This window comes from Brucella sp. IR073, assembly GCF_049065735.1.
Taxonomy (GTDB): domain Bacteria; phylum Pseudomonadota; class Alphaproteobacteria; order Rhizobiales; family Rhizobiaceae; genus Paramesorhizobium.
The window spans coordinates 440446-463912 of sequence record NZ_JBAKHD010000005.1; the positions used below are offsets into that span (position 1 = coordinate 440446).

Sequence of the window (23467 nt, forward strand, 5' to 3'; positions counted from 1 at the left end):
GACGTTCGGCACTAACCGCAAACGCTGCAGAAGGGAGGCGGAGCGTTGTGTCAGCCAATCTCCCCCCTTGAGGGGGAGATGCCCGGCAGGGAAGAGGGGGGTGTTCAGCGATGCCATCTTTATCCGCGTTCTCAAGTGATACGCCGGATTTCCTCTCACTCCGCCCACTTCACCGCCGTCAAATCATTCGCCGGGATGGGGTAATTCTTCCACATCCCCTCCAGCTTCGCATCCCAGATGCCGATCTTAGGAAACTGCATCAGAAACGCCACCGGCGCGTCGTCGGCGAGCAGTTTCTGGGCCTTCCCATAAAGGCCGTTGCGCGCCTCCCCAGCCTCCGTCGCCGCGATCTCCGCCAGCAGCGCCTTGAAGGCGGGGCTGCGGTAGTTGAAGTAGTAGTCGTCGCGGGCGAAGATGTTGAGGTCGTTCGGCTCTGTATGGGAGATGATCGTCAGGTCGTAATCCTTGGCCTTGAACACCTGGTCGAGCCATTGCGCCCATTCGATGGGGATGATCCGCGCCTCAATGCCGACCGCCTGCAATTGCGCCGCGATGATCTCGCCGCCGCGCCGGGCATAGACCGGGGGCGGGAGTTTCAGCGTCGTCTTGAATCCATCAGGAAAGCCTGCTTCGGCGAGGAGCTTCTTTGCCAGGTTGGGATCGTATTTTCTTGTCCCCGTCAGGTCGACATAGGCCTGATGGTGCGGCGGGAAGAAGGAGCCGATGGGGGTGCCGAAGCCGAACATGGCGCCGTCGATCACCGCCTTGCGGTCGATGGCGTGGGCGATGGCCTGGCGCACCTTGGGATTGTCGAGGGGCGGACGGGCATTGTTCTCACCCATGATGATCTCGCCCTCGGTGGTGCCGATTTCCACTCGGAAACGCGGGTCGGCTTGGAATTGCGGTACCGCTTCCGGGGCGGGGAAGGAGGGGAAGGCCTGCACGTCTCCCGCCAGCAGGGCAGCAGTGGCGGCGGCGGGGTCCGGGATGAAGCGGAAGGTCGCCTTGTCGAGCGCAGGGCTGGCGCCCCAATAGTCGGGATTGCGGGTGAGGGCGATTTGCGAGCCCTTGGCCCAGCTTTCGAACCTGAACGGGCCGGTGCCGATGGGCTTTTCCTTGTTGGTGGCGGCGCTCTCGGGCGCGACGATCACCGCATCTCCCCAGCCCATATTGTAGAGGAAATCGCCCGAGGGGTGTTTGAGCGTTACCTTCAGCGTGGCGGGGTCGATGACCTCCACCTTATCGATGGCCTCGAACAGCGCTTTCTGGGCGTTGGTGGAATCGGGCGCGCGGGCGCGGTCGAGCGAGAATTTCACGTCACCTGCGTCGAAGGGCGTGCCGTCGTGGAATTTGACGCCCTTGCGAAGATGGAACGTATAGGTCTTGCGGTCAGGGGAGATGTCCCAGCTTGCGGCGAGCGCGGGTTCCACTTCGCCATTAGGGCCGATGCGGGTCAGGCCCTCGAAGACGTTCGCATACAGGATTTCGTCGATGGCGCCGGCAGCGCTGGCGGTGGGATCAAGATGCGGCGGCTCAAGCACCATCGCCAGGGTCAGGTCGGAGCGGGCGGCGGCAGTCGTGGCCGACAGGAGAAACGCGGCCAGCGCGAGAAACGCATATTTGCGGGCGGTTGCTGATATCATGATGGCTGCTCCCCCTATCCAAATGAATGTCGGCGGGGCAGTACCCCCCTCTGTCCTGCCGGACATCTCCCCCTCAAGGGGGGAGATTACGCTTTCATAGACGTTCGGCACTCAATCGCCAACATTGGAGAAAGGAGCGGTGCCATCGATGCAGGCCGATCTCCCCCCTTGAGGGGGAGATGCCCGGCAGGGCAGAGGGGAGTGATTGGCGTCAGCAAGCATTCCTATCCCCACCGCTTGTGGAACCACATCCACTGGCCCGGATACTCCCGCACCCAGCCTTCCACCGTGTCGTTCAGCAATTGCGCCGTGGCTTCGACGTCGATCTGGCCCTTTTCGTCGCGCGGCAGTTCCATGCGGTCGTAAAGCTCCAGGCGGTAACGTCCGCCGGGAAGGCGGATGCAGCGGGCGGGGTAGACGTCGCAATCGAACTGCCGGGCGAGCTTGGCGACAAGCGGGTTCGTCCGGACCGGACGGCCGAAGAAGGTTGACGGCACGCCGCGGCGGAACTTCTGGTCCACCAGCATGCCGACATTGCCGCCTTCCCCCAGCTCATGGGCCAGCGACCAGGCCGCTCCGGCCTTTGACGGCACGAGATGGCCCATATTGGTGCGCCGCGCCTGCAGGACCTTCTTCGCGATGAAGGGGTTGTTGGGCGGGCGGAAGAGGGCGGTGACGTTGAGCCCGAAGGTCGCGGCGCAGACGGGCAGCAGCTCGAAATTGCCGGTGTGGGCGGTGAAGAAGATGTGCGGCTTCTTCTCGTCGCGCAGGCGCTCGAAGATTTCCCGGCCCTGGACTTCGATCAGACCCGGCTCGGTGGCGTCGGGGTCGTAATCGAACACCGCGTCGAGGAAGATATATTCGGCAAAAAGCCGCGCCATGCCGTCCCACATGTCGCGGGCGATGGCCTCGATCTCGGCGGGCGTTTTCTCGGGATAGGCGTTTTTCAGATTCTCGACCGCGACGCGGTGGCGCGGGACGAGGGGACCCAGAGCGCGGCCTGCCTTGGCGGTGAATTCGATGGCACTGCGGGCGGGGAGAAAACGCAGCAGGCCCAGCACGGCAAACACCGCCTGCGCCCATAGCCAGTAATTGGCCAGGCGCAGTTTCTGCCAGTAGCGCCAGAGGAGGAGTTTGAGCTTTAGCATGGGGTGCGCGTTTTCTGTCGTTGGCGCTCACCCCCCTCTGCCCTGCCGGGCATCTCCCCCTCAAGGGGGGAGATTGGCTGGCGCGACGCTTCGCTGCCACCCGCCAACGTGTGCGATTGGCGCCGAGCGTCGATGAAGGCGTGATCTCCCCCCTTGAGGGGGAGATGCCCGGCAGGCCAGAGGGGGGTGCCTCGCAAATCGATCAAACCGGGACCCACTTAATCCACACGCAGAATAATCTTGCCGAACACATCCCGGCCTTCCATGCGCTTCAGCGCCGTGTCGATGTCGTCGAAGCCGACGACCGTATCGATGACGGGATGCACAATGCCGCGCGCCATTTTCTGCATGGCGTCGGCCATGTTTTCCATGCGGCAACCGAAGGAGCCGAGCAGTTTCAGCTGTTGCTGGAAGAGCATCATCAGGTTCATGTTGGTGGAGACGCCCGAGGTCGAGCCGCAGGTGACGAGGCGGCCGCCGCGTTTGAGGCTCAGCATGGAGCCGGCCCAGGTGTCGGCACCGACATGCTCGAACACCACGTCGACGCCCTTCTTCTTCGTCAGCTTGCGCACGACGCCCTCGAAACGGTCTTCGCGGTAGTTGATGACGTGGTCCGCGCCGAGCGCCTTGGCCTTCTCGATCTTGTCGTCCGAGCCGACCGTGGTAATGACCGTGCAGCCCATCTTCTTGGCAAGCTGGATCGCCGCCGTGCCGATGCCGGAACCGCCGGCCTGGATGAGGATCGTCTCGCCCGGTTCCAGCTTCGCATTGTCGAACAGCATGTGCTCGACCGTACCGAAGGTTACGGGAGCGACCGCCGCTCCGATTTCATCGACGCCGGGAGGGGCGGGGACGAGCAGGCGGGCGGGGAGATTGACCTTCTCCTGCGCAAAGCCATCGAGATGGAAGCCGTGGACGCCGGAGACGTGCTCGCAAAGATTGTCGCGGCCTTCGCGGCAGGGGCGGCAGAGGCCGCAGGTCTGTGCGCCATAGATGGAGACGAGCTGGCCGGGGCGAATGCCCGCCACGTTGGGGCCGAGCGATTCCACCACGCCGGAGGCTTCCGCCCCGATGACGAGCGGCATCTTGCGCTTGGCGAAAGCCATGCCGCGCCAGCCCCAGACATCGATATGATTGAGCGCCACCGCCTTGATGCGCACTGTCACCTCGCCAATGCCTGGTGGAGGCGGCGGGGCGATGTCGGTCAGTTCGAGGCGGCGGTCTTCGATGAGTTGCAGTGCGCGCATGTGTCTTTCTTCACTTGAAAAGGGAGTAGGGGAGTAAGGGAATAGGGGGAGTATGTTTCCCTACTCACTTACTCCCCTATTCCCTTACTCCCTTAATTACAGGACCGGTTCCGCGCCCATGACAAGGCAGGTGTTCTGGCCGCCGAAGCCGAAGGAGCTGGAGAGAACGGTCGAAACCTGCTGTTCGCGCTTCACGTTGGGCACCACGTCGAGCAGGATGGTGGGGTCAGGATTGTCGTAATTGATGGTGGGGGGCAGGGTGCCGGTCTGGATCGTCAGCAGCGAGAAGGCCGCCTCGATCGCGCCCGCCGCCGTCAGCGTATGGCCGATCATCGACTTGTTAGAAGAGGTCGGGATCGAGCCGATGCGGTCGGCGAAGACGGTGGAAAGCGCCAGATATTCCATCTTGTCGTTTTCCGGCGTCGAGGTGCCGTGGGCGTTGATGTAGTCGATCTCATCGGTGGTGACACCAGCATCGGCGAGCGCCGCGCGCACCGCGCCGATGGCGGGGGAGCCGTCCGGCTTGGAGCGGGTGCGATGGAAATCGTCGGCCTTTTCGCCGCAGCCGGTGAGGAAGCCAAGGATCTTGGCACCACGGGCCAGCGCGCTTTCCAGCGATTCCATCACCAGCGCGCCAGCGCCCTCAGCCATGACGAAGCCGTCGCGGTCTTTGGAGAAGGGCTTTGCCGCCTTGTGTGCGGGGTCGTTCTGCGTGGAGAGGGCGGAAAGGAGGGAGAAGCGGATCAGCGCCTCGGCGGAAACGGAGCCGTCCGTGCCGATGGAGAGCACGCGGTCGCTCTCGCCGCGCCTGATAGCTTCGACGCCGAGCTGAATGGCGGTGGCGCCGGAGGCGCAGGCGGTCGAAAGCGTGATCGGCAGGCCGCGTGTGCCGAATTTGTCGGCGATGCGCTCGGCAATGTAACCGAACTGGGTGGTGTTGAAGAAATCCCGGTTCGGGTTCGCGCGGCAGGCGGCGAGAATGCGTTCATAGCTCGCTTCGCCATCCTCGACCGTGGCGAGGTCGAGCGCGAAGCGGTCTTTCCAGTCGAGCTCGACCGGGGGAGCCGCGAGGAAGAGGGGGCCGCCGAAATCGCTTTGGGACAGGCCGGACTGCGAAACGGCCTCCTCGGCGGCGAGGGCCGCGAGCTTCTCGGAGAGCGGCACGGGGCCGGCGCTGCTCTCGGGCAGGAAATCGACCGTGCCGGCGATGCGGGTGTTGAGGCCCTCGGTGGGGAAGCGGGTGATGGTATGGATTCCGGAGCGTCCGCCTGTCAGCGCCGCCCAATTGTCTTCCTTGCCTTGCCCCAGCGAGGAGACGATGCCGATGCCGGTGACGGCAACGATCGGACGGCCAAGATGATCGGTATATTTCGCCATCTGCTTTCTCCCTCAGGCTTTCACAAGACGAGCCGCACCCTCGGCGCGGGTCACGCCGATGGTGGTGGCGATGGCGGCGGTCAGGGGCTGGTCCAGCGGCTTTTCACTCGTCTCCAGCGGGCCGAAGGCCTCGCCCTTGGAAACGCTAAGCGCAGCCAGTGCGACCGCGAGAGGGAACTGCGCCTCGCGCAAATGGCCGGTGATGCCGGAAATGCCGCGAATGGCCGCGCCGGGGAGGGCGTCGAGCGCCGCCTTTTCCGCCGCCGTGGGTTCATGCGCGCCGGATGCGCCCGAGACGACGAAGGGTGCTTCGCTGTCGCGAGCCACTTTTTTCAGGATCTCGCCGATGGAACCGGCCAGATCGTCGCGGCCGCGGCGAATCTGCCTGCCGACGATCTGCTCAATTTCAGCATAGGCGCGCGCGCCGCGCTTTGCGGCATGTTCGGCGCTTTCCAGCACGAGGAACACGCCGCCCGATCCCGAGACGAGCCCGCCACCCGTGCTGCCCTGGCGCTGCCAGAGCGGAGCCCAGCCATCGGACTTCAAATAGCCGCCAAGCTCGTGGCCCAAAAGCATGTTCCAATGCTCGGCATTATAGGAACTGCCCACCAGCATATGAGTGCTCTGGCCGGAGCGGATGCGGGCAGACGCGGTCTCGAGAGCCGAGATGCCCGAGGCTTCCTCGCCCATGAAGGTGCGGGACGAGCCCGTCACCTTATGGACGATGGAGATATTGCCTGCGGCCAGATTGGACAATTGCGCCAGAAACAGCGTCGGGCGAAGCTCGGTTGAGAGCCTCTGGTTCAGCATGACGTCGCGGTCGTTGCTGGTGCGGCCCTCGGTGAGGATCAGCGTATCGACGGCGACATCGCGTTCGCCGCCGCCGGCTGCCACGACCATGTCCATGGTCGCGCACAGCGCCTCATCTTCTTTGATGCCCGCATCCTCGAGCGCGAGGCCCGCCGCATAGGTTCCCAGCCGCTGCCAGGTTTCCATCTGGCGCTGGTCGCTACGCTTGGGGATCTGCAGGTTCCAGTCCACCTCGCCCAGCGGATGCACTGTGTAGGGCGCAAAGCTCGTGGTGTCGAGCTTCGGCTCCGGTTTGGCAGAAAGCGCGTTCCAGTGAGCATCCACCCCCTCGCCAAGCGACGAGACGATGCCGATGCCGGTGATGAGGACTTGGTTGTTCTGCATGATTCCCGAGCTTTTTTTAGCGGTCGCATGATCCTTTCCGAAAAGCCTGCAACTTCTCGGGACCATGCTCCGATCAGGCCTTCTTGGCGGCAACCAGTTCGTCGATCTTGGCGCAGAGATTCTTCAGGACGAAATATTCCTCGGTCGGAACCTTGCCCTCGTTGACTTCCTGCGTCCACTTCTCAAGCGGGATCTTGATGCCGAACGCCTTATCGATGGCGAAGACGATGTCGAGGAAGTCGAGGCTGTCGATGCCGAGATCGTCGATCGTATGGCTTTCGGGCGTAATCGTGTCGCGGTCGATCTCGCTGGTTTCGGAAATGATGTCGGCGACTTTATCGAAGGTGGAGGACACTATCCAATTCCTTTTGGCTCACGCCCTAAAGAGGCGTTTTTGTAATCAATCGGCGCGTGTCTAGCGTTTTTCGCGCGAGAGGGAAAGATGTGAAAGGCGATAGGTGTTTTCCGCGTGGCGCACTCTTAGAGCGTGATGCGATTAAGCCCGTGCGGGCATCACGCTCTAATTTTTTTGTTTTTCGCATGATCTTCTCCGAAAAGTCTCCAACTTTTCAGGATCATGCTCTAGGCCCCATCAGTAAAGCGTTTGCTAAAATTCCCCTCGTTTCCAGTTGCATCCGGCCCGGCCAAATTCTATGGCGGGGATATGGGACTCGCCGGCACGATATTCATCATCTTCGCCATCATTTTTATCGGCTATGCGGCGGCGCGGTTCCGCGTGCTTTCCGAGGCGGCGGGGGATGGGCTTTCGGAATTCGTCTTCGTGATTTCGACGCCGCTTCTTCTCTTTAAAACCACCAGTACGGCAGATTTCCACGGCAGCGCGCCATGGGCATTGTGGGTGGCCTATTTCGCCGGCGTGGTGGGGGCGTGGACTATATCGCATGGCGCTGTGCGCGCCGTGTTCGGCCGTGACCGCAGGGCGGGCGTCGTCGCAGGCGTGTCGGGCGCGTTCTCCAATCTGGTCTATCTTGGCATACCGCTGATGCTCGGTATCTTCGGGCAGGAGGGGGTGACTACGATCTCGCTCATCATCTCCATCCACATGCCCTCGATGATGGCGGCCTCCATCGCGCTCAATGAGTGGGCGACGCGGCGCGACGGGGTGGCCGAGGGCGAGACGAGCCTTACGGCGACGGTCACGACGTTTTTCAAGAGCCTGCTGCGCAATCCGCTTGTGGTCGGCATCCTCTCCGGCTGGGCATGGCGCCTGTCAGGGCTCGCCATGCCGGAATTCGCCGCTACGCTCATCGACATGCTGGCGGGCGTGGCCGGGCCGCTGGCGCTTTTCGCCATGGGAATGGGCCTCAAGAAATTCGGCATATCAGGCAATGTCCGGGCGGCATGCCTCGTCGCGACGCTGAAACTTATGCTGATGCCCGCGATCGTGCTTGTTGTCGCCTATATGCTGCAATTGCCGCCGCTGACCGCCAAGGTCGCCGTCACCGCGGCGGCGCTTCCCTCCGGCATCAACTCCTACCTCATCGCCACGCGGTTCGGCACGGGGCAGGCACTCGCCTCCACTTCGATGGTGATCGCCACGGGCGTTTCGGCGCTGACGCTCGGATTGTGGATTTCCATCGCGACGCATGTTTTTGGTTGATACGCCTATAAATTGATACTTGCGATAAATATCGTCTTAAGATTGCAGTGGTAGACCTTCGCTGCGGCGCGATGCCCATCTGGAGAGATATTAGCTATGAATATTACAGACGATATCAAACGCATGGTCGCCTCGATGACAACAGAGGAAAAGATTGGCCAGAAGATCATGCTGGATTTCAGAACCTGGAATGATGAGGACATGACGGAGCCGAATGCGGACGTCAAATCTCTCATCGTCAGCAACAATATCGGCGGCGTGATCCTGTTCTCGAACAATCTGAAGGACACGACGCAGATCAAAAGACTGACGGACTGGCTGTCCACGATCGAAACCGCGCAGGGTGCGAGGCTGCTTCTTGGAGCGGATGATGAAGGCGGAGATGTCTACCGGCTTCCGCGGTGGATCTACCCTTCCTATCCGGGCAATATGGCGCTGGGCGCCGCTGCGATGGGCGGAGCCGGCAGCGATCTCGCCTTTCGCCAAGGGAAGAGCATAGCGCAGACCATGCGGTCGCTCTATATCAACACCAATTTCGCGCCATGCGTCGACGTCAATACCAACCCCTACAATCCCGTCATCAATGTCCGCTCGTTCAGCGATAGCGTTTCGCTTGTGACTGAGCTCGCGGAGCAGCTCGTGGCCGGGATGCGTAGCGAACAAATGATCGTCGTGTACAAGCATTTTCCAGGGCACGGGTCAGCGTCGGTCGATTCCCATATTGGACTTCCGCTCGTGACAAGGGACCGCCACGACGCATTCGCCATCGACATCGCGCCTTACAAAGCCGCCATCGACAAGGGCGTTGCGCCCGACATGATCATGACGGCGCACATCCAATATCCCTCGCTCGACAATACCACGATCCAGTCGAAGACCGGCGAGATGATCATCATACCCGCGACCATGTCGCGCGAAATCCAGACGGCTATTCTCCGGGATCAGCTGGGATTCAAGGGCGTCACTGTCTCCGACGCGCTGAATATGGGGGCGATTACCGACCATTTCACGGAAGAGACAGCCATCGAGAATGTCTTCAAGGCCGGCGTCGACATCTCCCTGATGCCGACGGGCATCTATGCGGCAGGCGATATGGACCGTTTGCCCAGGTTTATTCGGGGCGTGGCCGATAAGGTCAGAAACGGAACGATCAAGGAGGCCGAGATCGATGCGTCGGTGGAGCGTATTCTGGCCCTGAAAGCCGCGTTTTCCCTGATGGGCGCGCGTGTTCCCTATAGCGGATCGGCGGATCTCTCTTCTACCATTGAAAACGAGATTTCAGACAAGTCAGTCACCTTGCTTCGCAATAAGACCGGCGAATTGCCGATAAAATCCGCCGATAAAAAATTCTTTGTCTTCACGCCCTGGCAGGAGCAGGCGGACGGTATTCAAAAGGCCCTGGCGGACAATGGATATTACCGGGTGGTCGCCGCAAAGCAGGGGGACCTTACCGACAGTCAGCGCGATGATTATCTCCAGCAATGCAATGTTTTCGTCATGGGAACCATGGCCGAAGGCTTCGATCCGTCCGATCCCGATATAAAAAATACGCTGGATTTGATGACTCTCTGGCAAAAGAGGGGCAAAACCGTCGTTCACGTCTCTGTGCGCGCGCCATATGATATCGTTTTTTATGATTACGATGTAAACAACTGTATTGTGACCTATGCGCGCTATGGCTACGAGGATGGCTACTGGCTTGGCTCTTCAATGAGATCGCTAGCGGAGGTGCTGATCGGCAAACGGAACCCCGTGGGAAAGCTGCCGGTCGTTCTCTACCGTAGTTATGACAGCAAGACCAATGCCGGGGTTATCGCGGCTCCCTATCGCAGAGGATATGGACTGAGTTACGGCAGCAAGGCCAGCATAGGCGTATAGCATGAGATTTTTATAAGCCGGAGGGGTGGACAACGCTTCCGCCCGCGCAAAATATCAGAGCGGTTCTCACTTCAAATGAATGTGAGCGCCGCTCTCTTCTTATGTCCGGCCGCTCGCTTGACATTCCCCACCATCACCCCGAACTTCCAATTTTAGACGCATGCTTGTTCTCAAGGAGAGGTGCGATGCTTCAGAAGACCAGCCATTTCATGAAACAGGCCAATCTGATCGGCGGCGAATGGGTGGAGGCTGATTCCGGCGAAACCATCGACGTGATCAATCCGGCGACCGGTCTGAAGATCGGCACGGTGCCGAAATCGGGCAAGGCGGAGACGGCGCGCGCCATCGAAGCGGCGGCCAAGGCGTTCGAAAGCTGGAAGAAGACCTCCGCCAGCGAGCGCGCGGCGCTGATGCGCAAGTTGCACGCATTGATCCTCGAGAATCAGGATGCGCTGGCCGAACTTCTGACGCTGGAGCAGGGCAAGCCGCTGGCCGAGGCGAAGGGAGAAATCGCGGGGTCTGCGGCCTATATCCTCTGGTACTCGGAAGAAGCGCGGCGGGTTTACGGCGAAACCATCCCATCGCCCTGGCGCGACCGCCGCATCATGGTGACGAAAGAGCCGGTGGGCGTGGTGGCGGCCATCACGCCGTGGAATTTCCCGTCATCGATGCTGGCGCGCAAGATCGCGCCGGCGCTGGCTTCCGGCTGCACGATCGTGACCAAGCCGGCGGAATATACGCCTTATTCCGGGCTTGCCTGGGGCGTGCTGTGCGAAGAGGCGGGCATTCCCAAGGGTGTCGTCAATATCTTGACCGGCGTCGCTTCCGAGATCGGCGGCGAGATGACCAGCAATCCGCTGGTGCGCAAGATCACCTTCACCGGCTCTACCCGGGTGGGCAAACTGCTGCTCAAACAGGCGGCCGATACGGTCAAGAAAGTGTCGATGGAACTGGGCGGTAACGCGCCGTTTCTTGTCTTTGACGACGCCGATCTCGACAAGGCGGTGGAAGGCGCGATGGCGGCGAAATACCGCAATTCCGGCCAGACCTGCGTCTGCACCAACCGCTTCTATGTGCAGGCCGGGATTTACGATGCCTTCGTCGAAAAGCTTGCAGCGGCGAGCAAAAAGCTGAAGCTCGGCAACGGCATGGACAAGGACACGCAGCAGGGGCCGCTCATCAATGAAGATGCGGTCGAAAAGGTGGAGGAACTGATCGAGGACGCCAAGGCCAAGGGCGCACGGATCGTGACCGGCGGCAAGCGGTCGGAGCTTGGGCTGACCTTTTTCGAGCCGACGGTCATTGCCGACGCCAAGCCGGATATGCGCTTTTCGAAGGAAGAAATCTTCGGCCCGGTCGCGCCGGTCTATAAGTTTCAGACCGAGCAGGAGGCGATCGACCTTGCCAATAGCACCGAATATGGTCTTGCCAGCTTCTTCTATACGCAGGATCTCGGCCGTGCCTTCCGGGTGCTGGAGGGACTGAAATACGGGATGGTCGGCGTCAACGAAGGGGTCATCACGACCGTCGAGGCGCCGTTCGGCGGCGTGAAGGAATCGGGCCTTGGCCGCGAAGGCGGGCATCAGGGCATCGAGGATTATCTCGATACGAAATATGTGTGTATTGGCGGGCTGGGAATTTAAGGGAATAGGGGAGTAGGGAAGTAAGTAAATTAATTTCCCCTGTTCCCTTACTCACCTATTCCCTTACTCCCATTTGGAAAGGCGCTATAAATCGTGACATCGGAAATTTTCGGCGAGACGCCTGACGGAGAGGTGGTGCATCGCATCACCCTTATGGGCGGGGGACTGACCGCGAAGGTGCTGACCTATGGCGCGGCGATTCAGGATTTGCGGCTGGAGGGCCATGAGCCTTCCTTGGTGCTGGGCTATGAGGACTTCGCCGATTACCCGGCCCATTCGCCGCATCTGGGTGCAATTGCCGGGCGCTCCGCCAACCGTATCCGCAACGGCACATTCACCATCGACGACCAGACTTACGAGGTGGACCGCAACTTCCTCGGCCAGCACAATCTGCATGGCGGGCGGAGAGGCCTCGGCAAGCGCGTCTGGCGCGTGACGGGCGAGGGGCGGGATTTCGTCACGCTCGCCATCCGCGCCGCCGATGGCGAGATGGGCTTTCCCGGCAATCTCAACGTCCACTGCACCTATATGCTGAGCCCCGAGGGCACGCTGGTGGTGCGGCTTGAGGCGGTGACTGACAAGCCGACAATCTGCAATCTGATCCACCACAGCTATTTCAATCTCGACGATGGCGGCGAGACCGACATTCTCGACCATCAGGTGATGATCGGGGCCGAGGCCTATCTGCCCGCCAATGACGCGCTGATGCCTGATGGCCGGGTGCTGCCCGTGGCGGGCACGGATTATGATTTCCGCCAGTTCCGCCCGGTGCGAAGGGAGCGGTACGGCGCGCAGGTGGTTTATGACAATAATTTCTGCCTGGCCGCGGCGCGCGGCCCGCTTAAATGGTGCGCGGCGGCGAAGGGCGCGAAGTCGGGCGTTCGTCTCGATGTGTCGACAACGGAGCCGGGCGTGCAGTTCTACACCGGCAACACCGTGGCGCGTCCCGCGATCGGGCTGACCGGCAAGCCCTACGAGAATTATGCCGGCCTATGCTTCGAGCCGCAGATCTGGCCGGATTCGCCGAGCTTTCCCTATTTTCCGCAGGCGGTGCTAAGACCGGGGGAGGTTTATTCGCAGACGACGCAGTATCGGTTTAGCAGGTAGGGATTTCAGTTGCGGGAAACGGATCGCGCCCTCCCTCCCCCTTGCGGGAAGGGTGGCCCGAAGGGTCGGGTGGGGGTGGTGACGTTTTCTCCAAGTTCTCCAGTAGAGGCGCAAACGTCACCACCCCCATCCGCCCGCTCCGCGGGCACCTACCCCGCAAGGGGGAAGGAGGGCGCCCGCTCTACACCGCTTTCTCAAACATCTTCCGCGCTTCTTCCATCGGCGCCAGCGCCCCATGAAATTCTACCACCCGCGCCGCCACCGCATGGGCGCGTTTTGTGGCGTCGGCGGGGGGCAGTCCCTTTAGCCGCGCGGCAAGGTAAGCGCCGTTGAAGCTGTCGCCTGCGCCGGTCGTATCGACGGCGTTGGCCTGGACGGCGGGAATGGATTCCGTGTTTCCGTCTGCCAGCAACAGGGCCGGGCTGGTGCCATCCTTCACCACGATTTCCTTGACGCCCAAGCCCGCTATGCGCCGGGCCGTCGCCTCGGGCGAGGCGTCGCCGAACAGGTCCTTTTCGTCCGGAAAGGTGGGGAGGGCGATGTCGGTGAGCCACATGGCCTCGCCGATCACGGCGCGGGCGGTTTCGATATTGTCCCAAAGCCGCGCGCGATAGTTCGGATCGAAGGCGATGCGGCTGCCATTGTCGCGCGCCTTTGCAATGGCGCTGAACAGAGTCTCCCGGTCCGCCGGGGCGAGGATGGCGAGCGTGATGCCGGAGAAATAGATGATATCGCGGGTTTCGAGGCTCGTTGCGAGCGCTTCACGGTCGCTCGCGAGCTTGCGCGCCGCGGCGTCGCTGCGCCAGTAGGTAAAGGAGCGCTCGGCGTCTTCGAGCGTTATCGCGTACAGGCCGGGGCGGGCGCCCGGTATGATCGGGCTGCCGGCGGTTCCGATGCCGTTTTCGGCGAAGAAATTGCGCTGCTTGACCGAGAAAGGATCGTCGCCGAAGGCGCTGACATAATCGACCGGATAATCGGGAGCCGATAGCGCGCGGACATACCAGAGCGTGTTGAATGTATCGCCCGCAAAGCCCATGCGCCAGCTATCGCCCGCCGCGCCTGAAAGCTCGATCATGCACTCGCCGATGGATGCAAATCCGCCCACTGTCTGTCCTCCGCGTCTACCCAAACAAAGGGGCTTATACGGGATTTTGTTGGCATGTCATATTCGGCATGTAACAAAAAGGGGAACAAGGATTCGACCATGCGCTATGCGATCTATTTCACCCCGCCAGCCGGGGACCCGCTGACGAAGGTGGCCGCCAACTGGCTTGGCCGCAATCCATTCAGCGGCGCGTCCGTGAAGGCACCGGCGATCCGCTCCTTCGAGCCCGAGGAGGTGTGGCAGATGACGGAGGAGCCGCGCCGTTACGGGTTCCACGGCACGCTGAAGGCGCCTTTCCGGCTTCACGAGAATGTGACCGAGCGCGATCTTCTGTCGGCGCTGATGCATTTCGCCTCGTCGGTCGCGCCCGTCACCATTCCACGGCTCCATGTCACGGCGCTCGGGGACTTCTTCGCGCTTACGCCGGAGGAAGCGGTGCCGGAGCTGGACCAGCTCGCCAACGATATCGTCGTCGCCTTCGACCGCTTCCGCGCGCCGATGACGGAGAAGGAGCGCGCCAAGCGCAAACCAGAGGCTTTAAGCAATTCCCAGTTGAGGAATCTCGACAGGTGGGGTTATCCTTACGTGTTCGATGATTTCCGCTTCCATATGACTTTGACCGGGCGGGTCGCGGAGAAGGACAAGCTTCGCGTCGCGCGGATGCTGGATGCGTTTTTCGAGCCCGTGCTGAGCGAGCCGGTGGAGGTGAACCATCTGGCGCTATTCATGGAGGCGGAACCCGGCGCGCCGTTCGAGGTGCATTCCCTGCATCCGCTGGCCATGCCGCTGACCGGAGCGGGGCGGCCCAAGAAGAGTGCCTGACAAAGATTTGCGCTCGACCGGGCGCCTGAAGAAAAGTGCATGATATGGCTCACGAATTCATACTCAAAAATGCCCGCATCATCCTCGGCGACGAGGTGCTTACGGGATCTGTTCTGGTCCGCGACGGGCGGATCGCCGATATCTCCGAAGGAAACATTGCCGCCGGCGAGGATATGGAGGACGATTTCCTGACGCCGGGCCTCGTCGAGCTCCACACCGACCATCTGGAGGGACATTACGCGCCGCGTCCGAAAGTGCGCTGGAACCCGGTCGCGGCGGTGCAGGCGCATGACGCGCAGATATCAGCTTCCGGCATCACCACCGTGTTCGATGCGCTGCGCGTCGGCCTCGATGATGAGGCGGAGGTGGGCGTCGAGGATATGCGCGTGCTGGCCGGGGCGATTCTCGATAGCATCGAGGCAAGGCGGCTGCGCGCCGATCATTTCCTGCATCTGCGCTGCGAGGTGTCCGCGCCCGACTGTCTCAATGCCTTCTCGCTGCTTAAGGACAATGAACGGGTGCGCATGGCCTCGCTGATGGACCATGCGCCGGGACAGCGGCAGTTCGCCGATCCAGAGGCCTACCGCGTCTATTACATGCGCAAGATGAAAGCCTCGGAGGAGGAATTCCGGCAATATTGCGAAAGGCGCATGGCCGATTCGATGCGCCATTCGGCGGCGAACCGCAAGGCGATCTCCGAGGCCTGCCATCAACGCGGCATCGTGCTTGCCAGCCATGACGACGCGACTGTCGCCCATGTGGAGGAGGCGGTGGAGCAGGGCATCCGCGTGGCGGAGTTCCCGACCACGGTCGGCGCCGCCAGCGCGTCCAGGGAGGCGGGGCTGTCGGTGCTGATGGGCGCGCCCAATGTGGTGCGTGGCGGCTCGCATTCCGGCAATGTCTCGGCCCGCGAACTGGCGGAGAGGGGATGCCTCGATATTCTTTCGTCCGATTATATCCCGTTCAGCATGATGCAGGCGGCGTTTTTCCTGAGCGATGTGGTTGATGGCATCACGCTGCCGCAGGCCATGCGGCTTGTCTCGAAGAACCCGGCGGAGGCGGTGGGGCTCGATGATCGCGGCGAGATCGCAGTGGGCAAACGCGCCGATCTGGTGCGGGTGCGGGCCCCCGCCAGCGACCGCAGGGAGCTTAAAGGCGGGGCAGAGATGGCTGACCATGTGCCTGTTATCAAGACGGTGTGGCGCGAGGGGGAGCGGGTGATATGACCGCCGCAAGCTCTATCGAACGGATCTTGAGCGAGACGCGGCCTATCCGCAACGGTGTGTTCATTGCCGTGGTGGGGCCGAGCGGCTCGGGCAAGGATACGATTTTGACCTATGCGCGGGAGCGGCTCGAAGGCCGGCCCGAGTTTCACTTTGTGCGGCGGATCGTGACCCGGACATCCGTGGGGAACGCGGAAGAGCACGATACGCTGAACGAGCGGGCCTTCGATGCCGCCCTGCGATCGGGTGCTTTCAGCCTCTCGTGGGATGCCCATGGCTTACGCTATGCGCTGCCGAAGGCGGTCGATCACCATGTCGAGAATGGCGAGGTGGTCGTCGCTAATGTCTCACGCAGCATGCTGGACGAGCTTGCGGCCACTTATGCGAATGTCCGCGTGGTGCATCTTTATGCCGACCCGGAGGTGCTGGCGCGCCGATTGGCCCAACGCGGGCGGGAGGATGCGGCGGCCATCGAGGAGCGGCTGCGGCGAAGCACCCAGGCGATGGCGCATCGGGATGGGGCGATTATGCTCGATAATTCGGGCCAGGTAGAAATCGCGGGCGAGCGGTTCGTTGCGATACTGGAAAAAGCGGCGGCATTTGCGGCGGTTTGCGGGGAGATTTGAGAGGCGTGCACAGAAGACGAAGTTTTTGCAATTTTTGATAGATTTTTATTGCATATATGCAATCATTGATTTATGGTGGTGATGCATATCAATAATCATTTTAACAGTCTGGATATTCCAATGCGTAGTATCTTAAGATACGTATTTCTCCTCGGCCTTATCAACGCTCTAACTCTTCAAATTGCTTCCGCCCAATTTGCAAGTTGGGTTGACAAGATAGTAAACACCCCTCCGCCTGGAGTGGGTTGTTTTACTGCGCGTTACCCTGATGAGGGCTGGACGCAGCGGAGTTGTGCTTGGACAGCCTCTGACTTGCAAAAAGCAAGGCTGCCATCAATATCAGAACAAGCAACGCAACCTGCATCAAAAACGGTCGGTTCCGGCAACGATTGGACTCTATCGGCTCCAAATACGATCAAACAAGCCGTTGGTACTTTTAAAAATATGTCGGGAGTATCGTCCGTATATGATGAGACCACGCTGGGCCACCAAACGCCCGGGGCGTTTTCATTGCAAATGAACACCAACCTTAAAGAGTGGCCTTGCGGCGGTCCGACCGGTGACTTTGATTGTGATGCTGCAACACAATTTGTCATAGAGCGGTCGGACTCCGGGGCCACGCTGTTTATCGAATGGTTGCTCGACTGGCCAGGCGACTGCCCAAATGGATGGAGTGCTGGCCTGCACACCCGGTTTGGAAGCATATGCTATAAAAACAGCGATGGGATATCTGTCAACACTTGGAACTGGGATATACGGGATGTCAACGCGTTAACCCTATATGGTTATTTAGCGAGAGGGCCGCTCAAATTAGATGGAACTGTGGCCATCTTTGGAGATACCGCTTTTACGGTTACCGGACAAAATGGCATATTTGATATGTCAGATGCATGGAATACGGTCGAATACAATATTTTCGGTGCCGGTAATGGCTCTAAAGCCGTCCTAAACAGTGGTTCTGCGCTTGGTGTAAAGGTCGGTGCATGGTATGATTCTTCGAGTAGTGTTCCACCCTTATGCAAGGAAGGTGGCTTTACTGGAGAGCAGAATAACTTGAATTTGGGGCCTTGCATTGTTGTTAACTCCGACCCGACGAAATCCGACTCCTACCCTTATATCTTATTTACAGAGTATCTTGGGACTCCTGAGGCGCCTCAGGTTTTCATGCCTCAAAACGGAGCCCAAATCCCAATCGGTACGTTAAATATTAATGGTGGAGGTACATCAAACGCAACTGTGAAAGCATCGCTAGACCAAACGCAAATCTGCGAAACAAACGTGAGTTTGGTGGAGGTATGGTTTTGCCCGTCCGTGCAGATAACGACTCCGGGCAATCATTTATTAACAGTTGTACAAACCGCCGCTGACGGGAAAAGAAGTCCTCCTACATATGTGTCTTTCTTCACACCGAAACCTTGATGGTTTTTTCCTGAGGCGCCTCACCTCTTGAACCGGGGGCGAGGTGCCGAAGGCATAGTGCCATCTTGAATTATACCCTGCTCCACTTTAGTTGACCGGGATGGAAAGATATCCGCGATACAGCCTGGCCATTGCGCCGATGATGGACTGGACGGACCGGCATTGCCGGTTTTTCCATCGCCAGATGACGCGGTATGCGTTGCTTTATACCGAAATGGTGGTGGCGGATGCGGCGATTCATGGCAATCGCGAGCGGCTGCTTGGGTTCGGGGTGGAGGAACATCCGGTCGCGCTGCAATTGGGCGGGTCGGATCCGGTGAAGCTGGCCGAGGCGGCGCGGATCGGGGCGGATTTCGGGTATGACGAGATCAACCTGAATGTCGGCTGCCCTTCAGACCGCGTGCAGTCGGGCACGTTCGGCGCTTGCCTCATGAGAACGCCGGAACTGGTGGCGGCCTGCGTCGAGGCGATGAAGCGGGCGGTTGCTATTCCCGTCACGGTCAAATGCCGGATCGGGGTGGATGATCAAGACCCGGAAGTGGCGCTCGATGCACTGGCGCGGCTCGTAGCGGATGCCGGGGCCGATGCGCTCTGGGTCCATGCGCGCAAGGCGTGGCTACAGGGCCTTTCACCGAAGGAAAACCGGGATATTCCGCCGCTCGATTATGATCGCGTCTACCGGCTGAAAGGCCATTATCCGAACCGGTTCGTCGGCATCAATGGCGGCATCGCTACGCTCGATGAGGCGCTCGATCATCTCGGCCATGTCGATGGCGTGATGATGGGCCGTGCCGCCTATCATAATCCCGGCCTGCTCACGGATGTGGACCGGCGGATTTATGGCGATGAGCGCGAGCCCGTGGATATGGCTGTCCTCATCGACATCATGTGCGATTATACCGACCGGCATATTGCTCATGGGGGTCGGCTCTCGCATGTGACGCGCCATATGGTCGGGCTTTTCCAGGGCCAGCCCGGCGCGCGGCGCTGGCGGCAGATCCTTTCCAGCGAAGCCACGCGCCCCGGTGCCGACAGCCGGGTTATCCGCAAGGCATTTGCGGAGATCGGGGTTGGGGCCGTGGAGGCGGCCTAATCCGTCAAAATCAGCTGGTCTCCCTCCACCGAAAAGCTGTGCAGGGTATCGAGAAAATTCATGCCGAGCAGGCTGCCGATGGGGCCGGCATCCTCGGTTACGAGCGCACGGACGTCGCGGCGGGTGATGTCGCCGATCTGGAGCGTGTCGATGGTCGCCATGGCGGCGCGGGTGCCGCCATTGGCCGTCATGATCGGCACGGAATAGGTGAGGTCGGCGGTATCGATCCCCGCGCGCCTGGCGTCGTCCTTGGAGAGCACCACCATCGATGCGCCGGTGTCGACGAGGAAGGAGACGCGCGCGCCATTCACGCGGCCATTGACCTCGAAATGGCCGTTGAGGGACTTTGCCAGCGTCACGGTCAGATTGCCGCCGCTGTTCCTGCCGGAAATCGGGCTACCGGGGACGAGGCCGGCGGTGATACGATTGGCGACGTCCTGTAATTCGTAGCGATATTGATATCCGGCGACGAGCGCGAGGAGGATGACCATCCAGATGGCGATGGAGCGGGCGAAATCGCTCAAACGGATGCGCGAGCCGAGCAGAGCGGCGGCAAGGACGATGCCCCATATGCCGAGATAGGCGGCCTGAGCGAAGGCGTCATTGGCGAGCCCGAGCGTCGCGCCGCGATCATTGTTCGCCATCAGCAGCAGCACGACCGCGCCGATGATGGCGATTATGATCCAGAAGAGCCGGTTCATGCCTCGTGCCCCTGCTTCAATCGCGCCATGCGGGCGCGGCGCGTCTCGCGCCGGGGCTTGCGCTCCACGGTTTCAAGCCGGGCGGCGAGCGTGCCCATGATTTCGCGGCGGCGTTCCCCCGTCATCGCGGACCATGTGCCGATTTCATCGATCGTGCGGCCGCACCCGAAGCAATAGCCGGTCCGGGTGTCTATCGAGCAGACGAGAATGCAGGGCGATTCGATAGAATCCATTGCGTTCCAAAGGCTAAAGGGAGTAGGTCAGTAGGGGAATAAGGGAGTAGGTTCGAGTATATTTACGCCCTTGTGCCCGTACTCACCTACTCCTTTATCTCTAATACTTTAACAAATATGGCTTATCCCGCCATCATGACAAGCCCTATCAACAGCGTCACCGCCGCGATCTGCTGTGCCGCGCCCAGCGTGTCGCCGGTCTGGCCGCCGATCTTGTCGCGGCAGAGATTGGCGAAGGCGAAGCTTGCCGCGCCGCAAAGCAGTATGGCGACCAGCAGCCCGCCAATGCCGCCGCTGGGCACATAGGTGACGATAAGGGCGAAGAAGCCGGTGAGGAGGGCGGAATAGGCTGCAGTTTCGTCGGGCGCGCCCGCGGCGTCGGCTACGCCGCCGGGGCGCACCGAAGGCAGCTTATGCCACATGCCGACCATGATCGCGCGGCTCGCCGCTTCGGTTCCGATCAGGGCGAGGGCGGCATATCCGGGGCCGGTCCGCTCGGCGAGCGCCGAAAGCAGCAGTGTGCGCAAGCCGACCGAGAGGATGAGCGCGAGCCCGCCAAACGTGCCAATGCGCGAATCCTTCATGATTTCAAGGCGCCGCTTTTCCGTCGCTCCGCCGAAAAAACCATCGGCGACGTCGGCGAGGCCATCCTCATGCAGCGCGCCGGTGATGGCGGCGAGAACGCCGATGGCGAGGAGAGCGGCAATGACAGGAGGGAGATTGAGCTCGCTGGCGACAACAAGGACGAAGGCGGCGGGCAGGGCGATCAGGACGCCCGCGAGCGGAAACACGCGGGCATTTTCTGCAAGCGATCCATTATGGCCTTCAAACCAGGTGGGGGATATGGGCAGGCGGGTCAGGAAACCGAGCGAGCGCATGATTTCCGCCAGAAGGGCGTCCATATTCGTGATCCCTTGGATATAACAAAGCACCCGGCCCGAGGCCGGATGCCTCCCAAGATAGCTGATTCTCAGCCGTTATCGGCGGGAATGATCCCGGATTTCTCCTTCGGCTCGAAGCGAAGCGCGGTGCCGACCTGGCAATCGAAAACCATCGGCTTGGAGATCCGCTTGTAACCTCGGGGTAAAAACCTGTTGGCGGTGACGGTCGCCGTATCATCGGGCATGACACGATACTGGACGACTTCGAGAACGGGCGTCCCGTCGGGCGTTACCGTCATATGATTGTCGGAATATCCGATACTGGGATGCGGTTCCGGCATGATCATGAAATCCTGGATGAGGAGGCCGCCGACCGGACCGAGTGCGTCGGGCTTTTTGCCGTCCTTCATCTTGCACTGGCTGAGGTCGACGATCGATACCGTCGGCAGGCCGGCGAGCAATCGATCCCGCAAATGCTCGTATTCGCCTGTGGACTGGGGCCGGGCGGCCTGCGCTTGCACCGCGCTGCCAAGAATAAAGAGGGCCGTGAGCGCCTTGCTGAAATACCGCATGATGATTACCTCGCTGCGATTTCTATCTGGACTTATATAGAAGCGTGCTTCTCATTATCCAGACCGGGTATTTTTCAGCGCTCTCCCGACATATCCTTTCTGGCCTTGTCCAGTTCTTCGGCGTAGCGCCGCAGAAGATAGCCTTCCGTGAGCAGGCCCTGCACCTTGCGGTGGGTGAAATCGTCGACGACGGCAAGCTCTTCGCTGCCGGACCGGGAAAAAAGCTCGGCGGCTTCCTTCACATTCATCGCGGGCCGGAGCATCGCGTCGCGGTATTTGAGCAATTCCGAGACAGGCTTTTCCTGTTCCTCGGGGGCAGGCGGCAGGGCGTGGACCTCGGCAACGATCAGGATGCCGGCATAGACCTTGCCGGGCTCCGTGGCGATGACGCGCTGGACGGAGCCGAGCGGTATTTCCTTGCGGAATTCCGCGACCGTCAGGCCGCTCGACACGGTGCGGATATCCTTGCGCATCATGCGCCCGACGGTCAGGCTCCGCATCCAGCCGATGTCCTGCGCGCTGCGGATGGTTTCGCCGCGCAAATGGAAGCGCCAGGTTGAGAAGGAGTAGCCGAAGGTTTCCCGCACCAGCATGGCCGACATGATGGCCGCCGCCAGCACGACGCCGGTAAGCTCGAGATTGCCTGTGGATTCAAGGGCGAGGAAGGCCATGGTCAGCGGGCCGCCGACGACGCCAACCGCCAGTGACGTCATGCCGACAACCGCTGCGACGGTCGGGTCGATGCTCATAGCCGGAAAGAGGATGGTCATGATGCCGGCGAAAATCTTGCCTGCCAGCGCGCCGAGGAATAGGGACGCGAAGAACAGGCCGCCGCGAAAACCCGATCCGAGCGAGATGGCCGATGCGAGGACCTTCAGGAGGAAAAGCACGATGATGACGACCAATCCATAATCCATCGTCAGTTCCCGGTGCAGTGCGCCATGGCCGCTGGAGAGTACCTGCGGGGTGAGGAGCGCAAGCAGCCCCAGCAGGCAGCCGCCGATGGCGGGACGCAGGGTGTTGCTGATCGCGAGCTTGGTGAACAGGCGCTCGACCACCGTCACCAGATGCATGATGGCGATGGAGAGCCCGCCGGCGGTAAGGCCGAGGATGAGGAAGGGCAGATATTGCCGCGCGTCCATCGGGGGTAGCGGCCCGAGTTCGATGGGGAAGGGCGGCGCGCCGAGATAGCCGGCGACCAGCGTGGCGGAGACGGCGGCCGCCATCATGGGAGCCACGTTCGCCACCGTGTAGATGCCGACAATCAGCTCGAAGCCGTAGAACGCGCCGGTCAGCGGCGCACCGAAGGCGGCGGCAATGGCCCCGCCCGCGCCGCAGCCGACGAGCAGCCGGACATCCCCCCGGCGCAGATTCAGGAAGGCGGCGATCTTGGAGGCTATGCCGGAGCCGACCTGCGTATAGGCCGCTTCCAGCCCAACCGATGCGCCGAAGCCGCTGGACAGGATCGTCTGCACGGCGACGATCAGCGTGTCGGTCATCGACATGCGCCCGCCATAGAGCGCGTTGGCTTCGATCGGGTCGATGGGGTGGCGCAGCTTGCGGCGGCGGACGAAATAAATGGTGAGCCCCATCAGGATGCCGCCGATGACTGGCACGAACGCCATGTGGCGGCTGGCAAGGGCGTAGGTGCCCGACAGGCGCTCGCCCTCGGGGATGGCGTAGAGGAGGCTGTGCAACTGGCTCACGATCCAGCCGATCAGCATCACCCCCGCCCCGGCGAAGACGCCGACGATGCAGGCGAGCAGCACGATGGCGACGCCGCGCGCATTGAGAATGCGCAGGACAGCAAGGGCTCGCAGGCGCAGCCTGCCTACGTCGAACTTTTGCATTTCGAGGCGCACGGACGATCCAATCGACTGATTTGAAATGTCAATTTAACGCCATGCGCGGGAACGGCAACCTGTCGGGAAGCG

21 protein-coding genes are annotated in these 23467 nt (G+C 61.2%); 9 read left to right on the top strand and 12 right to left on the bottom strand.

Annotated elements, in window-relative coordinates; all coding sequences use genetic code 11:
- Positions 1-155 precede the first annotated feature (155 nt).
- The 6 genes from ACOWVG_RS14035 to ACOWVG_RS14060 form a co-directional block, all read right to left on the bottom strand.
- On the bottom strand, positions 156-1643 hold the full coding sequence (locus ACOWVG_RS14035) for an ABC transporter substrate-binding protein (protein ID WP_420962845.1): 1488 nt from the start codon (positions 1641-1643) through the stop codon (positions 156-158).
- Positions 1644-1867: 224 nt separating this feature from the next.
- Entirely contained in the window at positions 1868-2791 is a 924-nt protein-coding gene (locus ACOWVG_RS14040) for a lipid A biosynthesis lauroyl acyltransferase (RefSeq protein WP_420962846.1), read from the bottom strand.
- 218 nt (positions 2792-3009) lie between these two features.
- Positions 3010-4038 carry a zinc-binding dehydrogenase gene (locus ACOWVG_RS14045; protein WP_420962847.1) on the bottom strand — a complete coding sequence of 343 codons (1029 nt, stop codon included), beginning with the start codon at positions 4036-4038 and terminating at the stop codon, positions 3010-3012.
- Positions 4039-4134: 96 nt separating this feature from the next.
- Positions 4135-5415 carry a beta-ketoacyl-ACP synthase gene (locus tag ACOWVG_RS14050; protein WP_420962848.1) on the bottom strand — a complete coding sequence of 427 codons (1281 nt, stop codon included), beginning with the start codon at positions 5413-5415 and terminating at the stop codon, positions 4135-4137.
- Between the two features lie 12 nt (positions 5416-5427).
- Positions 5428-6609 carry a beta-ketoacyl-ACP synthase gene (locus ACOWVG_RS14055; protein WP_420962849.1) on the bottom strand — a complete coding sequence of 394 codons (1182 nt, stop codon included), beginning with the start codon at positions 6607-6609 and terminating at the stop codon, positions 5428-5430.
- A 73-nt stretch (positions 6610-6682) separates the two neighbouring features.
- Positions 6683-6964 (bottom strand): acyl carrier protein, encoded by a 282-nt coding sequence (locus tag ACOWVG_RS14060; RefSeq protein WP_188821922.1) that lies wholly within the window; start codon positions 6962-6964, stop codon positions 6683-6685.
- Positions 6965-7273: 309 nt separating this feature from the next.
- Here ACOWVG_RS14060 and ACOWVG_RS14065 point away from each other — a divergent pair, with 309 nt between their 5' ends.
- From ACOWVG_RS14065 to ACOWVG_RS14080, 4 genes are all read left to right on the top strand, one after another.
- The gene (locus ACOWVG_RS14065) at positions 7274-8230 is read left to right on the top strand and encodes an AEC family transporter (RefSeq protein ID WP_420962850.1); all 957 of its coding nucleotides are present in this window, start codon (positions 7274-7276) and stop codon (positions 8228-8230) included.
- A 96-nt stretch (positions 8231-8326) separates the two neighbouring features.
- The gene (locus ACOWVG_RS14070) at positions 8327-10108 is read left to right on the top strand and encodes a glycoside hydrolase family 3 N-terminal domain-containing protein (protein WP_420962851.1); all 1782 of its coding nucleotides are present in this window, start codon (positions 8327-8329) and stop codon (positions 10106-10108) included.
- Positions 10109-10293: 185 nt separating this feature from the next.
- Complete coding sequence (locus ACOWVG_RS14075) at positions 10294-11751, top strand: NAD-dependent succinate-semialdehyde dehydrogenase (protein ID WP_420962852.1); 1458 nt, start codon at positions 10294-10296, stop codon at positions 11749-11751.
- A 93-nt stretch (positions 11752-11844) separates the two neighbouring features.
- Complete coding sequence (locus tag ACOWVG_RS14080) at positions 11845-12858, top strand: aldose epimerase family protein (RefSeq protein ID WP_420962853.1); 1014 nt, start codon at positions 11845-11847, stop codon at positions 12856-12858.
- Between the two features lie 181 nt (positions 12859-13039).
- On the opposite strand, the gene ACOWVG_RS14085 is transcribed toward ACOWVG_RS14080, so the two are convergent.
- Positions 13040-13963 (bottom strand): sugar kinase, encoded by a 924-nt coding sequence (locus ACOWVG_RS14085; RefSeq protein WP_420962854.1) that lies wholly within the window; start codon positions 13961-13963, stop codon positions 13040-13042.
- Positions 13964-14062: 99 nt separating this feature from the next.
- Here ACOWVG_RS14085 and ACOWVG_RS14090 point away from each other — a divergent pair, with 99 nt between their 5' ends.
- From ACOWVG_RS14090 to dusA, 5 genes are all read left to right on the top strand, one after another.
- Positions 14063-14785, top strand: coding sequence for a DUF1045 domain-containing protein (locus tag ACOWVG_RS14090; protein ID WP_420962855.1), 723 nt, complete (start codon positions 14063-14065; stop codon positions 14783-14785).
- A 44-nt stretch (positions 14786-14829) separates the two neighbouring features.
- The gene (locus ACOWVG_RS14095) at positions 14830-16011 is read left to right on the top strand and encodes an alpha-D-ribose 1-methylphosphonate 5-triphosphate diphosphatase (RefSeq protein WP_420962856.1); all 1182 of its coding nucleotides are present in this window, start codon (positions 14830-14832) and stop codon (positions 16009-16011) included.
- On the top strand, positions 16008-16634 hold the full coding sequence (phnN, locus tag ACOWVG_RS14100) for a phosphonate metabolism protein/1,5-bisphosphokinase (PRPP-forming) PhnN (RefSeq protein WP_420962857.1): 627 nt from the start codon (positions 16008-16010) through the stop codon (positions 16632-16634). Before ACOWVG_RS14095 ends, phnN begins: the two co-directional genes overlap by 4 nt.
- A gap of 81 nt (positions 16635-16715) precedes the next feature.
- On the top strand, positions 16716-18053 hold the full coding sequence (locus tag ACOWVG_RS14105; protein ID WP_420962858.1) for a hypothetical protein: 1338 nt from the start codon (positions 16716-16718) through the stop codon (positions 18051-18053).
- A 100-nt stretch (positions 18054-18153) separates the two neighbouring features.
- Complete coding sequence (dusA, locus tag ACOWVG_RS14110) at positions 18154-19146, top strand: tRNA dihydrouridine(20/20a) synthase DusA (protein ID WP_420962859.1); 993 nt, start codon at positions 18154-18156, stop codon at positions 19144-19146.
- Here the strand turns inward: dusA and ACOWVG_RS14115 are convergent.
- The 5 genes from ACOWVG_RS14115 to ACOWVG_RS14135 all read right to left on the bottom strand — a co-directional run bounded on the left by ACOWVG_RS14115 (position 19143) and on the right by ACOWVG_RS14135 (position 23383).
- The gene (locus ACOWVG_RS14115) at positions 19143-19847 is read right to left on the bottom strand and encodes a TIGR02281 family clan AA aspartic protease (protein ID WP_420962860.1); all 705 of its coding nucleotides are present in this window, start codon (positions 19845-19847) and stop codon (positions 19143-19145) included. The two genes, dusA and ACOWVG_RS14115, sit on opposite strands and share 4 nt — an antisense overlap.
- Positions 19844-20080, bottom strand: a complete 237-nt coding sequence (locus ACOWVG_RS14120; protein ID WP_420962861.1) for a DUF1289 domain-containing protein — start codon at positions 20078-20080, stop codon at positions 19844-19846. The genes ACOWVG_RS14115 and ACOWVG_RS14120 overlap by 4 nt, the downstream gene beginning before the upstream one ends.
- Before the next feature lie 122 nt (positions 20081-20202).
- A complete protein-coding gene (locus ACOWVG_RS14125) occupies positions 20203-20982 on the bottom strand; it encodes an adenosylcobinamide-GDP ribazoletransferase (protein ID WP_420962862.1) in 780 nt (259 codons plus the stop codon).
- A 68-nt stretch (positions 20983-21050) separates the two neighbouring features.
- The gene (locus tag ACOWVG_RS14130) at positions 21051-21533 is read right to left on the bottom strand and encodes a VirK family protein (RefSeq protein ID WP_420962863.1); all 483 of its coding nucleotides are present in this window, start codon (positions 21531-21533) and stop codon (positions 21051-21053) included.
- A gap of 74 nt (positions 21534-21607) precedes the next feature.
- On the bottom strand, positions 21608-23383 hold the full coding sequence (locus ACOWVG_RS14135; RefSeq protein WP_420962864.1) for a chloride channel protein: 1776 nt from the start codon (positions 23381-23383) through the stop codon (positions 21608-21610).
- Positions 23384-23467: the final 84 nt, after the last annotated feature.